The organism is Arthrobacter liuii (assembly GCF_014639275.1).
Classification (GTDB): domain Bacteria; phylum Actinomycetota; class Actinomycetes; order Actinomycetales; family Micrococcaceae; genus Arthrobacter; species Arthrobacter liuii.
This window is the reverse complement of sequence record NZ_BMFW01000052.1, coordinates 1-14743: the sequence shown is the minus strand read 5'-3', so window position 1 is coordinate 14743 and position 14743 is coordinate 1. Positions and strand designations below refer to the sequence as shown.

The window sequence follows — 14743 nt, the reverse complement described above, 5'->3', positions numbered from 1 at the left end:
CGGCAAAGGCAGGGCACGATGGGCCACACGATGGAAGCCGGCACTGAACGCCTTCGCCATCAGCTTCGACGGAAGAATCAACTAAAACGCCAACGGCGGATCCACCGAAAAACGGACAGTCCCGGGTGAACGATATTTTGGGCTGGGCAGGCTTCTTCTGTTCCTTACGCGGGCGTGCTGGTGGGGTTTGTGCGACTCAGTTCCCTGGCTCTTGTCAGTGCTTGTTGGCAGGCTTGGACGAGGTGTTCACGCTGCCCGGTGCTGCGGTAGAGGTCGCGGGCCCATTCAAATTCTGCTGCCGCTTCCCGATAGCGGGTTTCATCGAATAGACGACGCCCTATCTGGTGGCGGACCAATGCTTCACGGGCGCGTGTGCGGGCCAGCCGCAGGGCTTCTTCCTGCAGCCGGGCGGCGTCGTGCCAGGAGTATTGCCGCTGGTAGGCCTGGGCGAGCACCAGCAAGGGACGCAGACGGTCCGATGCAGCATTCAGCAGTTCCTGGCCTTCCCTGATGGCTTCCTGGGCCCGGTCCAGCAGACAGAGGATCCACACCCGTTCCAGAGCCGGGCACGTGGCCAGGCGGGCCTCCATCGCCTCCTGATCCAGGACAACGTCGCGCAGTGTCATCGGGTCGGTCCACCAAACATCTCTGGCGCCTTGGTTCAGTCCCTCGCTCACCGGTCCCTCCCGTCCCCGGTTTCTGCAGCAGAATACGTGCCCGGGCGATGCCAGCGGTCTTTCTCCATCGTCATCCCGTATGGCACGTCCGGGGTGGCCTCCACGGTGAACAGGGACCGGCTCCGGCGAGTGATCAGGATCCCGCGGGGGTTCACAGGGCCGGCAGCGGCGCGGATCTGCTCCACGGCACGGTCCAGACCATCCTGGACTGCTTCCGGGTCTTCGGCGACCACGGTAAGGACTCCGTGGGCGTCTCGGACAATCGTGTGCACCTCGGGGGCGGGGATGGGCAACGTTTCTCCTCATTCTGTTCCCGTGCAGGCGCTGGCCCGCATACTGACGGTTTTCATTCTCATCCGGCACCTGGTTCTAGCGGACGTGTTGTCCTTGGTCCGGACGGAAAAACCCGGGGCGGTCTTTCCGGTGCCGGGTTGTCCTGAACCAACTTTTGGGGACTTCCATCAGCATAAACCCCGGCTACTCACACCCGGGTCGGTCCCTTACACCGGCACTGTACTTCGCCGGGTGGCCCTCGGGTTCCTGAGGTCCGCTGCCCCGGTGGTGGCGTGTGGGACGGGTTCGGAGTTCAGGGTGGCTGGATCAGTACTGGGACGGCCCAATAGATAGCCTTGGCCGCAGGTGATGCCCAGATCGCGGGCGGTGTTTAGGTCAGCGATGGTTTCGATTCCTTCGGCAACGGTCGCCGCATCAAGGTCCTGGGCCAGGCCGACTATCGCCCGGATAGCGCTGCGGCGGGCATGATCAGCAGCGATGCCACCGACCAGGGACTTATCGATCTTGATGATGTCCGGCTGAAGTTCCACGATGGGCAGCAGTGAGGAGTAGCCAGCGCCGGCATCATCGATGGCCAGACGCAAGCCCCGCTCCCGCATGGGTGCCAGACGGCTCCGAAGAGCCGGATAGTAATCAACGGCAGTCTCTTCGGTCAGTTCAACGACCAACCGGGCCAAGTCCACGTCCGCCTCGTCTTGGATCCAGGCTGAGAGGTCAAAGGCCGCCGTGGGGCTCAGGTTCACCGCCAGATACTGTCCCTCAGGGATCAGCGGCAGGAAGTTGATTGCACTGCGCATAGCCAGGACCTCGAGGTCTGTGCCCAGGCCCACAGCGTGCGCGGAGTGGAACACCGTGTCCGGGGTCCCGGTTCCGGCAGGGAATCGGGTCAACGCCTCCACCCCGAACCGTCGATGTTCCTGCAGTCCAATGATCGGTTGGAATGCGGTCAGGATCGACTCGGCCTCAAGTATCGCCGTGACGATTGCGCTTTCCTGCTCCCGCCGGTACCCGCCGTCCGGTATATTTCGGCCGTTGGCAGGCATGTCCATGAATTCCGCATCCGGACCGCCCCGTGTTGGCGTCCGTGGTGCTGATTGGGGAAGAGTCCCCGGCTTTGGGGCCGGGGACTCTCCGGAGCAGGACGGGCCCTGTCCTGCTGCCATTGCCAAGGTCTCATTCCTGGCAGGGTCCATGTTCGTCTTCTTCCCTCAAGGGTTCACGGTTTTTGGATCAATTTCGGGTCAAGATCACCGATTTAGCATCTCCCCGGACGGTCTTTATTTGGGGGTGACGTGAGCTTCGTCTGCAACGTTTGCGTCTGGTTCAGGCGTCCTGGCGGTGGCGCCCGGCGACCGCTTCGGGAGCGGTTTGGGTTTGGGCCAGAACGGCCCGGGCGGAGCGGACAAGCCGCAGCCCGCGCCACACCCCGTAAGAGATGCCGGCGAGGACCAACAGCGCGATGCCAAGGATGAGCCAAGGGGCGTAAAGGATATGCGTGCTTGCCTGATCGCTGCCGGCCTCGGATTCCAGGCGCGCCTGGGCGTCAGCGTTCATCGCTGCCGGCACCTGGGCCACGGTGGCGTGCAGGTCAATGCTGCTGCCGGGCAGGAGACTCTCGGGGGTATCGAATTTCACGCTTGTGTCACTGATCGGCCAGCCGGTGAGAGCGAGTTCGGCGGTGGGGTGCAGGATCGTGTTGCCCGTGTTCCGTACAGGAAGGGTCAGGGCCAGATCGCTGCCGTTCTGCTGCCATGACAGATCCCCGTGCGTAAGGGACTTCACGGCGGTACCGGCGACATTGAGATAGATCCTCACCCCCTGGCGCTGGACCACGTCGATGCGGACCGAGGTATCCCCGTTGACGGTCGATGTCTTTCCCTGCACGGGCGGGCTCTGGATGATCAAGGCACCCGCGTAGTCCCCCGGCGGTGTGCCGGCGGGCACGGTGAGACGGAAAGGAACCTTAACTTCCGAATTGGCGGGAATGGTCAGGTGATCGGTCTTCAGACTTACCCACGCGCCGATCCCTTTCTGCGGGTCGGTCTGGGCGGCCAGGGCGAACCCGCCCTGAGGGGTGGTCTGACCATCTACCGGGTAGTTCAGGAGGGTCACCGGCGCCTGGGAATGGTTCGCGACGACAGCTTCGGCATCGATCGCCGACCCCGGGTAGAGGGAGATGTGGAAGAAATCCGATTCATGGGCCGGGCGGATCCCAACGGTACCGTCATCGACCGCGAACGCCTGCCCCGTCGTCGAGAACACGGCCAGCACCAGCAGGACCAGGCACAGAACCATGCGGACCGGTCCGCGGCCGCGGCTAAAAAAAGATGGCGGGGTCACAACAAAGAATCCTTCAACTCAATCAGAACCAGGCAGTAAAACCTGGATCAGGGACGGGACGTGGCAAGGGACGCGATGGCAGCGGGAGTTGCTGTGTCCCTGCCCTGACCTTCCCGGAAACGGGGATCAGGGCAGGGACACGGCGGGGTTTGTGCCCTTTATTAGGCGATGGTGTAGGTGATGGTGGAGGTGTAGGGGTTCAGCGCGCTGGAACCGACCACACCGGCGTAGTTGGACCGGTAGGCGTTCGCCGGGATCGACAGGCTGAAGGACGGTGTCACGTTGTACGTGCCCTTGTGCGGCCCGGTAGCCGAAATCAGGGCCTGCGAGGTGGTGGACATGACCAGCGCCGGGGCCGTGATACCCGTCGCGGGATCAGCGCCCGCTGCTGCCGTGACCGTACCCGGGGTGATGGTCAGGTTCGGTGCTGTGATCGTACGGACCACGGTTTCGGCCGTGCCGGCGGCGCTGGTGAAGTCCGTGGCGCTGGCCGAAACGGTCCAGGCCGCACCGGTACCGCGGGCGTCCGTCAGACTCCACGCCGTCGAGGTGCCGGTGGAGGTCTGGGTGCTGGTGCCGTTCAGGGTCACGGCCGACAACGCCGGGGCCGCGGTCGTGGCAGAGAGGCTGGCACCGGAAACCGTGGAGTTGACCGTGTCCGCCGAGGCCGGGGCCAGCCCGGCAGCGAGGGAAATACCAACAACGGCAATAAGGGCTGAGACCTTGGAAATTTTTCGCATGTACTGCATGGGATAAATACACACCCAAGGGGCATCGGGTATGCATGGCCAGGCTCCAGCTCGGACCCTGCCCACCAGGGCAGGAGAGATGCGCCTGTACGCGCCAACCAGCCCCAAGGGGCCGGTGACAACGGTTAGGGGAAGCACTCAACCAGTGCTAACTGGGGCCACGCTTCAGCGGTCCCATGACCGCACGGCCACCATCACCGCAGCTGCTGCGGTCCTCCGGGCCAGTCCCCTGCACACGATCGGCGCCCAGGCGGCGCCGGCCAAGAGAGAGGTAACACGGACGGCGTCGCCACAGGACACCGGACGTCAGGAGCGCCGACCAACGCAGCGCGGGAAGGAGAAATCATGAGGTTGAGACCTTTGGCTGAGACCTTGGGTGAGAACCCGGATCATCACACACCCGGGCCACATGCCGGAGAACCGGCATGCAAACGAAAAAGACCAACCCCCACAGGCTGCGGGAACCCAAACGATCCGGCCCGGGGCGTCTTACCTTTCCCTAACGAGACTAGACTCCACTCCCGCTTCAAAATAGGATTCATGCCCAATCCTGTGCAAAAGCTGGGACAATACCATCAAAACCCTCCCCCACCGATCACACCGTCCGGCTTCAGTCAAAAAATCAGCAACCACCCGCACACCGACCGTACTGTTAAGCCCAAGACAACGTGACCCGAGGGCGAAACCCCCAGTACGCCAGCACAGCCATCAGCGGACAGTAACCGCACGGGTCTGCCCCCGGAAGGTGCCGGGGCCAGGCAAGTCCCCGGTCGGCTTCGGGCAAGTCCTCGGGCCCTGCCCTTTCTTCCCGTGAAAGAAGTGTCAGCTGATCGCGGCCCGGAACATGGCCTTGACCAGGTGGAAGGTCGTTTGTACGCGGCCTCCGCGGTAGGTGGCCGCGCCGGACGGGTCGCCGATCTGCTGGGCCGTGCGGATCCCGGCGGCGGACCATGACATCAGGCCATTGGCCAAGGTCCCAGCCAGTACAGCCCCCACCAGGGGATCACGGCGCAACCGTGTTCGCTGATGGCCTCCGTCCAGTTGTCACCGTCATTCATGTGGTCTTCGACGAGCACGGGCACACATCTCACGGTCGGTCTCCTCGTGTCGGCGGGGCGCTCCGACGGTGGGGCCCCGCCGGCCCCAGTGGGTATAGCCCGTATAACCCGTCGATTTCGAGGGCTGCCGTTTACCGTCACCCCGGCCTGGGACGGGATGGAAACGCCAGCCGTGGCTGCTGGGCGGCGGCGCTACTTTGGGGTGTGGCCTCTGTGAGAGGTCTCCAGGTGCACGGGATGCCGCTTGTCTGATGGCGGCGGTTTGTGGTGGTGCCCTGGCCAGGTTCGGTGCGGGTGAGGCAGCAGGGAGGAATCGTCGGTGGCTGCGATGATGATGCCGGGGTAGTTGGTGAGGATGTCCCGGAGGGCGGTCATGCCCTGCGGGTCCAGGTCGGCGTCGATATGGTTGAGCAGCAGCAGGGGCGGGTTCCCGAGGGTTGCGCGTGCGATCTGGATCTTTGCCCGTTCGGGTGTGCTGAGTGGTTCCCCGCCGCGCCGGAGCACGGTCAGCTCGCCCTTGGGCAGCCGGGCGATTGTCGCGCCCAGCCCGGCCCGGTTGATGGCGGTCGCGTACAGGGCGTCGTCGGCGTCCGGGCTGCGGTAGCGGAGGGCGCGGCGGAGCTGGCCTCTTTCGAGGGCCAGGCCCCGGGCGGCGTACCCAATGCTTTGGCGGCGCTCCGGGGAATTCATCGCGGGCACGTTCCTGCCATTGAGGACGATGCGGGCGCCGGGGTGGAGTCCGGCCGGGTGCAGTCCCAGGAGAGCGGCAAAAACCATTTCCGTGTATGCGTGGTCTGGTGTCTCGAGGAGGATGGTTTCTCCTGGAGCCGCGCTGATCCCGGGCATCGTGATCCCGTCGACGTCCAGACCGGCAACGACCAGGCCAGCGAAGTCGCCATCGACACTATTGTCGGGGGTGGTGTCGGCGGCCGGACGGCTGAGGGCGGGGGCGATGCTCCTGCACGCGGCGCGGTAGCTCTGACGATATTCGACGATGCGTCCGAGGTCGTGGACCGGGGCGGCGATCATGCTCACCACGGTCAAAGCCGCGGCGATGAGTCCGGAGTCCATTCCGGTGAAAGCGCCGGTGGCCGCCACCGCCACGGCCGTGGTTGACGCTGCGCCGATCGCGCTGGCCCGCAGGGAGCCGGCCAGGGTTGCCCGGTCGATGGCCGCGGCTGCGACCTCTCGGCCGAGCCTGTCGACCCGGCCGAGCTCACGATCTTCCCCGCCGGCGGCCCGGACGGCTGTCGCGGCGTTGACCGTGTCGGTGATCTGCCCTGCCAGGCGTCCGCGCGCCTTCCGGAGTGCCCTTGCTTTGTCGTAGGTGGGTCGGGAGAGGAAAGCCAGGAGTGTCACGGCGCCAATCAGCGGCACCATTACCGCCAGGGCCAGAGGAGGGGCCATGAGCCAGAGGGAGGCTGTGAGTATGAGGATCAGGGGAACCCCGGAGACCGCTCCGGCGATACCGTGGGTGACCCAGTTCCGGACACTGTTGAGGTCGTTGCTCGTCCTGGCAATGGTGATGCCGAGGGAAGGACTACGGCCCGGTCCCAAGGCGCCGCGGATGAGCTCCTTGCGTATCTCGTGCACGTAGTCCTGCCCGAGCTTCTCGGCCAGGCGGCGTTCGAACACCCGCAGCCCGAAAGTCGCAGCAACCAGTCCCACCAGCCCTCCCACCAACAGGATGGCCCCTGCCGGGTCATGTCCGTGGGAGAGCAGCGAGACAAGCCGCGCGGTCCCGGCTGCCAGGAGCCCTGCCGTCACACTGATGCCCGCCAGGGCGGTGAGGCGCCCGCGGCGCCCGGGAGCGAAGAACTTCGGGAGGGCCTGCCCACCGGGCAGGGCCTGCCGGCCGGTCACTGGTGTGCGGGGGCCAGGAACCGCATCGCGGTCTCGGCGCTGGTGAGTTCGTAGGTTCCCAGCACGGGCACGTCCAGCTCGGCGGCGGCCTCAGCGGCGGCCAGCGGGGAAACAGTAAGCATCCCGGACACCGCGGCCGGTGCATGGCCGGCAGCGCGCAGCAGCTCCACCCCGGCGAAGGCCCCAAGCGCGTCAGCGGCTGCGAACAGGACGCTGTCCACCAGGGTGTGCAGGACGCCCGAATTGAGCAGGTGCCGGGTCTCGCCCTGGTAGACACCGTCGGCGATCTCAACCACGATCACCTCCGGGCCCTGTGCTGCGAGGGCGTTCACCATGCTCGCTGCGAGGCTGCCCAGTTCCGCCGTCTCCACCCGGAATGTGGTCGGGTAGCCGTAGTCGGTGAAGTCCAGGACCTTCACCGCTCCCGCGTCATGGAACAGGCGGGGGTCCCCGCCGGCCCCGGTGCCGGTGATCTTCCCCGCAACGACACGCAGCCCGGCACTGGTCAGGCCTCTGATCAGGCACGCAGCCGCCGTGGACTTGCCCGAGTTCATCGAGGTTCCAAGAACAGCGACCACGTGGGGGCGGACCCTCGGCTCAGCATCCGGGTCCAGCGCGTAAGGAGCGAACCCCTTCAGATTCAGCCTGCCCTGACTGTTGGCGAGGAGCCCGACCGGGGCCAGCTGAGTCGGCCTGCCCACGGCCCCGTGGCTTACCGTGACCATCCCCGCCAGGCCCCCGGCCGCGACCAGGTGGCACGGTCCAAGACTGTCCGGGACCTCGGCCAGGACCTGGTCCGGGGCGTAACGGTTGGCGTAGGCCACCAGGACCTCGTCCCCGACAAAGAGCGCCTGCCGCCGCGAAACAGGGCTTTCCAACCGCGGGAGCTGACCGATACGCTCCACCCGGGCCAGAACGATGTCCCCCGGCACGGGAATCACATCCGGGCCGCTAAGCAACCGGTAACCGGACGCATCAGCCTCCAGCGCATCGGCCAGGAACCGGGTCGTGTAGGCCTTCTTGGCAGACAACAACCGCTGCCCGATGCTGCTCTGCTCGGGCCTTTCCTGACGAGTGCCCGCAGGGAAATTCGTAGGAATGCTCACAGCAGTGCCTTTCAAAAACTCAGGAAATACATGGACGCACCGGATCGGGAACCAGGGAAGTCAGCCCGCCCAGCCACCGGCTTCCAACGAAGCCTAATTCAACAACCATTTCCATGTCTTAAATCCCAGTCATTCCTGCGCAAATACTCACACCACACCGGGACTGCCACCAACAGCAGCGGAAAAACATCCACCAGAGGCAGTCGGCTCGGTTACCGGCGGCACTGCGGGACGTTGCATCGGCCCCCATCGCTGCGCAGCCGACGGGAGTGGCCTACCTTACTGCCTGCCCATCAACCTTCACCCAAACCGGGACCGGAATTGGCCCTCAATTTCCTCGTCCGTCAGCTCCGGCCCGGAAAGTCAATCATGTCCAAACGCTAGCGCTCCCGGTGCAGCTAACCCCGGGGGGGATCCATGTGCGGTCGAGGGACGGGAATTGCCGAGACAATGTCGCGGGCAAAGGGGACAATGCAATGGCAAATGCGGCGCCGTCCGATCGGGGCGCACGGGCGGCATGGTGTGGCGTCTACGGCCTTGTGGCTGGCGCTCGGAGGGACTGTCTTCGTCCTGGGCGAGGCCGCTTCGGTCCTTGACCTCCCGGCGCCTCATCTGCTGGTGGCGCTCGTGGCCGGTGCTGCTGCAGCCCTCTCAGGGGTAGTGAAGCGGCAACTGCCCAAGCGAGCAGCGGTGGCCTCGCAGGCCGGTATCGGCGTCCTGATGGGCAGCTACGTCACCCCGGCGGCCTTGCAGTCAGATGGTGCCGCGGCCTTGCCGATGACGGCGGTGACCGTCCTGACCATCGGGCTGTGTCTCATGGCCGGAGCTCTCCTGTCCAGATGGGGTCGTGTAAGTCTTGCTGAAGGTGCGCTGAGCCTGGTGCCTGGCGGTTCCGCGGCCATCGTCGCTGCCGCAGAGGATCTGGGTGCCGACTCCCGGCTCGTTGCCTTCGTGCAGTACCTCCGCGTGGCCCTGGTGGCTTTCACGGCGCCCCTGGTAGCCACCGCCATGCACCCGCCCACCGATGGGAACGCGAGCTCTGGGGGCGCGCCGCTCTGGGCCGATCCCCACCGGATCCTGCACCTATCACAAGGGACGCATCAACTCCCGGGCCTGCTGATGCTGGCCGCCGTCTGCCTCCTCGGGGTCACAGCCGGCCAACGCCTCTCGTTACCAGCCCCCGCTCTACTCGGGCCGATGGTCATAACTGCACTGTTTGTCTTCACGGGAACCGCCCAAGGCTTCGCGCCGGACGGCGTGCTGCGCAGCCTTCTCTTCACACTGGTCGGCCTTGAAGTAGGCCTGCGGTTCACCTGGGCCTCCGTGTGGAACATCGGCAGGCTCTTCCCCCACGTGTCGCTCTGGATCATGGCAGTCTGCCTCGGCTGCGGGGCCTTGGCCTGGGCGTTCTCGGCAGCCCTTGGCCTTCCCCTAATCGACGCCTACCTCGCGACGACGCCGGGCGGCATCAACGCGGTGCTGGCCACGGCTGCGTCCATGGATACGAACCTCCCCGCCATTTCGACCGTCCAAAGCACGCGCCTCCTCATCGTGATGCTCGTAACCCCACCGATCATCAGTTGGCTGGCCCGCAAGAGAACGCCAGCACTGAAACCCGAGCCCGCCGCCTCCAAGCAACTCCCGATAGTGACCGAATCAGCCGTCTCCTGACCCCGGCAGGACGACCTGCAAAACGGACCTGCTGCGAATCACTCACTGGGCCCCCTCCCGGAGCCACCACCGAAATCCGGCAACCGGGCAACCCCACCTGCAACAACCCGACGAGGCCGCCACCAACCCACGTCAAGAACCCCCCGGCTTGCGGCGCAGAACCAGAAGCCGTTCGAAAACGCTGAGAGCAAACGAAGCCCAGGCGGCAACAGAAGATCGGACAGGCCTCCTCCACGAAGTTACAAGAACACTCACGAACCCTTCTCTGCCCCAGCAAAGGCACACCCAAACCTGACACCGGGCGTCTTGGCTTGGGCCCAGAAAGAGGGACCTGAGGCAGCCAACCAGGTCAGCCCTCAAGGACAAAGAGCAGCTCGCCTCGGCCACCACGGCCCTCAACGCCGCGCAGAGCACCGCGGAAATCTCCTTGGACATCCCGCGGACCCACGCTAGAATTCCGGCGCGAGCATCCGACTCGTGGAAAGAACCAGCAACAGCTTCGCCACCCCCATGACCGCCGAGGATTCTCGACGCCACACTCACCGTCCTCAAAGCCATGCCCACCACGCAAACCAAAGCTAGGCCGACGGGTGGCCGCTGCGTCCGGATATACAGGGAGTACCCATGGAGATTGCACTCGTCCAGTTGTCCAGCCCGGACAACGAAACCCAGGGCCAGCGCATTGAGCGCGCAGAGGCGATACTGCGTGCACAGCGCCGACCGGATCTTATCGTTCTCCCGGAACTTTGGAGCGCAGGCTATTTCCACTTCGAGCAGTACGGGGAACGTGCCGAAACGGTGGACGGGCCGACGGTGGCCATGTGCGCAGCCGTGGCCAAGGACCTCGGGACCTATGTGCATGTTGGGAGCATTATCGAGCAGGCTAAGGGCGGTGTTTCCGGAAGTTCGCCGGTACTGCGTAACACCTCGGTCCTTGTTGATCCGGAGGGCAAGGTCGCTCATCGTTACTCCAAGATTCATGTCTTCGGCTATAAGTCCCTCGAAGCCGATCTGCTCACACCTGGAACGTCTCTTCCGGTCGTGCACACGCCGTTCGGAAAGATGGCGGGAACAACTTGCTTTGATCTGCGTTTCCCGGGGTTATGGTCCGAGCTGAGCGTCCGCGGAGCGGAGATCGTCGTCGTCCCTGCCGCGTGGCCAGCAGAACGACTGGAGCACTGGAGGCTCCTGACGTCCGCACGCGCTCTCGAGCACCAGGTCTTCCTTCTCGCCTGCAACGCAGCAGGCACCCAGAAGGGTGTTGAGCTTGGGGGTACCAGCCGTGTTGTGGACCCGGCAGGCCGCGTCGTGGCGGAAGCAGGATCCGACGAAGAGGTGCTGCGTGTCAGCATCGATCCCGGCCTTGTCCAGGCCACCCGCCGGGAGTTCCCTGTCATCCCCGGCCGACTCACAGACTATTCGGGCCTTGGCCGCTGACCGGGAAAGAACACAATAAAGACCACCGCGGAAACTTTGACGTTGGACGTTGCGGACACCGTCGAGACGGTCAAACTTACGACTTCGATCGGGTGAGCCTGGACGGGTGATGTCATCTCGCAAGTTATAGGCGCAGTCATCTTTCTCGGCCAGCAGGAAGGCATACCGTCCACGCACGAGGGTTGAGGCCCCTACACTCATGGCGTGAGTGTAGGGGGCAGAGCGTCGGATATGGGCGGAGAACGTCATGTCGGTCCAAGCGCGCAGCGCCGCCCTGACATGCCGCAGCGTCCGCCGGCGTCGGTCACCGTTGCACACGGTGCCCCGCCTCGTTGGGTGCGCCCGAGCGTTGTCGAGCGGGTCTCGATGCCCGTCCGCTCCTCGATAACCGGGGCGAGGCGATCTCTGATGCCCCAGACGTGGCCGGTGGAATTCGTACCCGTAATCGGGCCCTTCGCAGATGAGCGTGGTTAGGGCAGCCTGAAACTTCCGCCGCAGCGTAGTCCGCTTTCGGCGCGGCGTGGTGCGGCGGGAAAGAGGCCCTGACATGAATAACTCTATGTCTTGTTCTGCTGGCCGCTGGTGCATGCGCGCGGATGCGCTGCTCGGTGTCGAGGGCGTCTACGTCAGGTCCGTCAAGGCAACCGGGACCGGCCTCGTACTGGGCGTCGAAACCGGCGAGGAAGTCGCCGGTTGTCCGGACTGCGGCGTCGTCGCGGTCCGCCACGCACGGCGGCAGATCCGCCTTCATGACATTCCGTGTTTCGGCAGGCCGGTGCGGCTGCTGTGGGCCAAACGTGTTTGGCGATGCCCGGACCCAGACTGCCCCAGAACAACATTCAGTGAAGAGCACCCGCTGGCCGGTCCACGGGCGAAACTCACCGCCCGGGCCCTGGCCTGGGCGACGGACGCGCTGCAGTGTTTCGACACCTCGGTGTCGGCCCTGGCCGACCAGCTCGGGGTCTCCTGGCACACACAGCCTGGGACGCGATCAAGGCCGAAGCCACCCGCCGCGATCGCGGCGGGTGGCAGACTGACAGGGGTGAACGCGCTCGGTGTCGATGAGCATGTCTGGTCCCACACCGGCCCGCCGGGATCCGGCATGGTCACCGGGATCGTGGACCACACACGCGACGCCCACGGCCTGGTCCACGCCCGGCTGCTGGACCTCGTGCCGGGCCGGTCCGGGAAGGCCTACGCCGACTGGCTCAAAGACCGTGGCGCCGGGTTCACCGCCGGCATCAAGACAGCGGCGCTGGATCCCTTCCGCGGCTACGCCAACGCCATCCGCGACGAACTGCCCGAAGCCATCACGGTGCTGGACGCTTTCCACGTCGTCAAACTCGGATCGGCCATGGTCGACGAGGTCCGCCGCCGGGTCCAGCAGGACACGCTCGGGCACCGTGGACGCAAGGGTGACCCGCTCTACGGGATCCGCCGGACCCTGCAGATCGGAGCTGAACATCTCTCCGACAAGCAATCCGCACGGCTCGACGCGAAACTCACGCTCGGGGACCCCGACCACGACGTCACCCTCGCCTGGCAGTGCTACCAGAAGCTCCGCAACATCTATCACGCCCGGCCGGAGCGGGGCAGGGATCTCGTCAACGAAGTCATCGCGTCCTTCCCGACCTGCCCGATCCCCGAAGTCGCCCGCCTCGGCCGGACACTCAAACAATGGAAGAGCGCGATCCTGGCCTACTTCGATACAGACGGCGCCTCCGACGGGGCCCACCGAAGCGATCAACGGCGTCATCGAAACCACACGTCGCATCGCCAGAGGCTTCCGAAACTTCACCAACTACCGACTCAGATGCCTACTGGCCGCTGGCGGCCACCGGCCCTACCGAATCAAGCAAACCAACCATGCCTAAATGCGAAGGGCCCGTAATCGTGCATGCCGCGCATCACGCACGAACGGATAACCGTGTTCAATCCGGGGCAGTCACCCCCACTCTGGTCAAAATGCCGATCCGGGTCACAGTCGGGACCAGCCCTGAGACCGGATGCCGGGTTTGCTGCTTCCGCTGATTCTCCTCACCTCTCAGAAGACCTTTCCTTCCGAGTCGGTGCCGTTCACAGTGTCCCCAGCCATCGAGCGCCAGGGCCAGCTCGCGGCTGCTGGCTGCCGCCGGGTCGAGCGGAACCGAAGCCATGGTGGCATCACGGCGGACCGCATCGCTCTCGCGCCCGCTGCAGGCACGCGCCCTCGAAGTACGGCGCCGATCCCGCGAAGTAGCCAAGGATTGGCCCCCGTGCTTTCGGCGAGGGGCTGCAGGCTTCCATAGCCGACGTAGGTTGCCATAAGCGCCTGCGCTCCGGCTGCGATGGCGCGTTTGGTGTTGTCGAGCATGAGGCCTGTCGGCGATGTTCGGGATGTAGATGGTCCGCGCGCCGGTCTGCTCGTAGGCCCTCGCAGATGTTTGCGTGCATGAGCTGGCACTCGCACTCGGCAAGCTTGTCGTATTGCTGACGGACGGTTACTTTACGGCCGTGAACACTATTGGCATGAAGGAGGCCACGATTCCGGCCAGGCTCCCCCCGACCAGGGGGCCGACGATGGGAATCCATGAGTAGGACCAGTCACTTTTGCCCTTGCCCTTGATGGGAAGGATGGCGTGTGCGATGCGTGGGCCTATGTCACGTGCGGGGTTGATAGCGTAGCCCGTGGGTCCGCCGAGGGAAAGACCGATACCGACCACCAGAAGTGCCACTGCCAGCGGTCCGAGTCCGGACGGAGTTCCCCCGAAGGTAAGAATGACGAAAACCAGCACGAAGGTTCCGATGGTCTCGGCAAGCAGGTTCCACCCGGTCGAGCGGATGGCTGGGCCGGTCGAGAATACTGCCAGTTTGCTGGCCGCCAACGGCTCCGCGTCGAAGTGCGGCTTGTAGGCCAGCCAGCAGACTATGGCACCCAGGAAAGCGCCGATGAGCTCGCCTCCGAAATAGGTGATCGTCGAAAGGAAGTCCACTGGAATTCCGGGAACGAAATCCTTCTTCCCGTTCATAATAAGGCCCAGTGTGACAGACGGATTTAGGTGGGCACCAGACTTTGCGGCGGCGAAAACGGCGGCGAAAACGGCGATACCCCACCCCCACGTGACCATCAAAAACCCGCCGTTGTTACCCTTCGTTCCCTTTAAAGCAACGTTGGCGACCACACCGCAGCCGAGCAACGTCAGCATCCCTGTGCCGAATATTTCGGACAGGAAGATAGTTCCAAGAGACATCTTTGATTCCTTCATTTTTTGATTTCAGCCGACCTCGAGTGATGTTCGGCCGTTGGCGAAGGGCGAGTTATGCCCGGGCTGCTCTCCTCCAGACCGGCGGCGTGATTCCGGGTCGGTTTCCCGGCAGTAAACTGACCCGGAATCTTGCAGTGCGCCCTGTGCCTTCCGTGAGGGCAATTAGCGCGGGCCCTTGGTCACGTCCCGCTGAGTGGTGGAGTTTCTCGACACCGTGCGGGTCAGCTGGTTTTGATTATGCCGCAGCGAGTTCGGGAAGTGGAACCACCTCCTCGACCTGCTTGTCTGCCGGTGTGCCGGATT

At 64.8% G+C, this 14743-nt stretch carries 12 protein-coding genes and 2 pseudogenes; 3 read left to right on the top strand and 11 right to left on the bottom strand.

The genetic code is table 11. The features are described from left to right. Positions 1–164: 164 nt before the first annotated feature. The 9 genes from IEW19_RS22410 to IEW19_RS22380 form a co-directional block, all read right to left on the bottom strand. Complete coding sequence (locus IEW19_RS22410; RefSeq protein WP_188573762.1) at positions 165–626, bottom strand: hypothetical protein; 462 nt, start codon at positions 624–626, stop codon at positions 165–167. A gap of 47 nt (positions 627–673) precedes the next feature. Beyond that, the gene (locus tag IEW19_RS22405) at positions 674–970 is read right to left on the bottom strand and encodes a hypothetical protein (protein WP_188573761.1); all 297 of its coding nucleotides are present in this window, start codon (positions 968–970) and stop codon (positions 674–676) included. A 207-nt stretch (positions 971–1177) separates the two neighbouring features. Beyond that, a complete protein-coding gene (locus tag IEW19_RS22400; protein ID WP_188573760.1) occupies positions 1178–2020 on the bottom strand; it encodes an EAL domain-containing protein in 843 nt (280 codons plus the stop codon). A 274-nt stretch (positions 2021–2294) separates the two neighbouring features. Then, complete coding sequence (locus tag IEW19_RS22395; RefSeq protein WP_229748687.1) at positions 2295–3311, bottom strand: WxL protein peptidoglycan domain-containing protein; 1017 nt, start codon at positions 3309–3311, stop codon at positions 2295–2297. Positions 3312–3472: 161 nt separating this feature from the next. Next, on the bottom strand, positions 3473–4051 hold the full coding sequence (locus IEW19_RS22390; RefSeq protein WP_188573759.1) for a WxL domain-containing protein: 579 nt from the start codon (positions 4049–4051) through the stop codon (positions 3473–3475). Between the two features lie 831 nt (positions 4052–4882). Next, positions 4883–5017, bottom strand: a complete 135-nt coding sequence (locus IEW19_RS24045) for a hypothetical protein (protein WP_268236331.1) — start codon at positions 5015–5017, stop codon at positions 4883–4885. Next, a complete protein-coding gene (locus IEW19_RS24040) occupies positions 5017–5151 on the bottom strand; it encodes a hypothetical protein (RefSeq protein ID WP_268236330.1) in 135 nt (44 codons plus the stop codon). Before IEW19_RS24040 ends, IEW19_RS24045 begins: the two co-directional genes overlap by 1 nt. Positions 5152–5310: 159 nt before the next feature. Continuing rightward, positions 5311–6981 carry an ABC transporter transmembrane domain-containing protein gene (locus tag IEW19_RS22385; RefSeq protein ID WP_188573758.1) on the bottom strand — a complete coding sequence of 557 codons (1671 nt, stop codon included), beginning with the start codon at positions 6979–6981 and terminating at the stop codon, positions 5311–5313. After that, positions 6978–8087 (bottom strand): P-loop NTPase family protein, encoded by a 1110-nt coding sequence (locus tag IEW19_RS22380; protein ID WP_188573757.1) that lies wholly within the window; start codon positions 8085–8087, stop codon positions 6978–6980. The genes IEW19_RS22385 and IEW19_RS22380 overlap by 4 nt, the downstream gene beginning before the upstream one ends. 471 nt (positions 8088–8558) lie before the next feature. Here IEW19_RS22380 and IEW19_RS22375 point away from each other — a divergent pair, with 471 nt between their 5' ends. From IEW19_RS22375 to IEW19_RS22365, 3 genes and pseudogenes are all read left to right on the top strand, one after another. Beyond that, on the top strand, positions 8559–9758 hold the full coding sequence (locus IEW19_RS22375) for an AbrB family transcriptional regulator (RefSeq protein WP_229748685.1): 1200 nt from the start codon (positions 8559–8561) through the stop codon (positions 9756–9758). Between the two features lie 624 nt (positions 9759–10382). Continuing rightward, positions 10383–11195, top strand: a complete 813-nt coding sequence (locus IEW19_RS22370) for a carbon-nitrogen family hydrolase (RefSeq protein ID WP_188573755.1) — start codon at positions 10383–10385, stop codon at positions 11193–11195. Between the two features lie 547 nt (positions 11196–11742). Then, positions 11743–13069, top strand: a pseudogene (locus IEW19_RS22365) (ISL3 family transposase). Here IEW19_RS22365 and IEW19_RS24400 read toward each other — a convergent pair. Together IEW19_RS24400 and IEW19_RS22360 are read right to left on the bottom strand one after the other, a co-directional pair. Next, positions 13056–13177: pseudogene (locus IEW19_RS24400) on the bottom strand (6-phosphofructokinase); the annotation flags it as partial. The pseudogenes IEW19_RS22365 and IEW19_RS24400 overlap by 14 nt on opposite strands. Before the next feature lie 498 nt (positions 13178–13675). Then, positions 13676–14425, bottom strand: coding sequence for an MIP/aquaporin family protein (locus IEW19_RS22360; RefSeq protein ID WP_188573763.1), 750 nt, complete (start codon positions 14423–14425; stop codon positions 13676–13678). Positions 14426–14743 lie beyond the last annotated feature (318 nt).

What these genes read in the sequence shown, in the direction of transcription:
- IEW19_RS22410 (WP_188573762.1), bottom strand. Translation starts at nt 626, where the DNA reads ATGACACTGCGCGACGTTGTCCTGGATCAGGAGGCGATGGAGGCCCGC.
- IEW19_RS22400 (WP_188573760.1), bottom strand. Translation starts at nt 2,020, where the DNA reads ATGGACATGCCTGCCAACGGCCGAAATATACCGGACGGCGGGTACCGG.
- IEW19_RS22390 (WP_188573759.1), bottom strand. Translation starts at nt 4,051, where the DNA reads ATGCGAAAAATTTCCAAGGTCTCAGCCCTTATTGCCGTTGTTGGTATT.
- IEW19_RS24045 (WP_268236331.1), bottom strand. Translation starts at nt 5,017, where the DNA reads ATGTCATGGTCCGCCGCCGGGATCCGCACGGCCCAGCAGATCGGCGAC.
- IEW19_RS22375 (WP_229748685.1), top strand. Translation starts at nt 8,559, where the DNA reads ATGCAATGGCAAATGCGGCGCCGTCCGATCGGGGCGCACGGGCGGCAT.
- IEW19_RS22370 (WP_188573755.1), top strand. Translation starts at nt 10,383, where the DNA reads ATGGAGATTGCACTCGTCCAGTTGTCCAGCCCGGACAACGAAACCCAG.
- IEW19_RS22360 (WP_188573763.1), bottom strand. Translation starts at nt 14,425, where the DNA reads ATGTCTCTTGGAACTATCTTCCTGTCCGAAATATTCGGCACAGGGATG.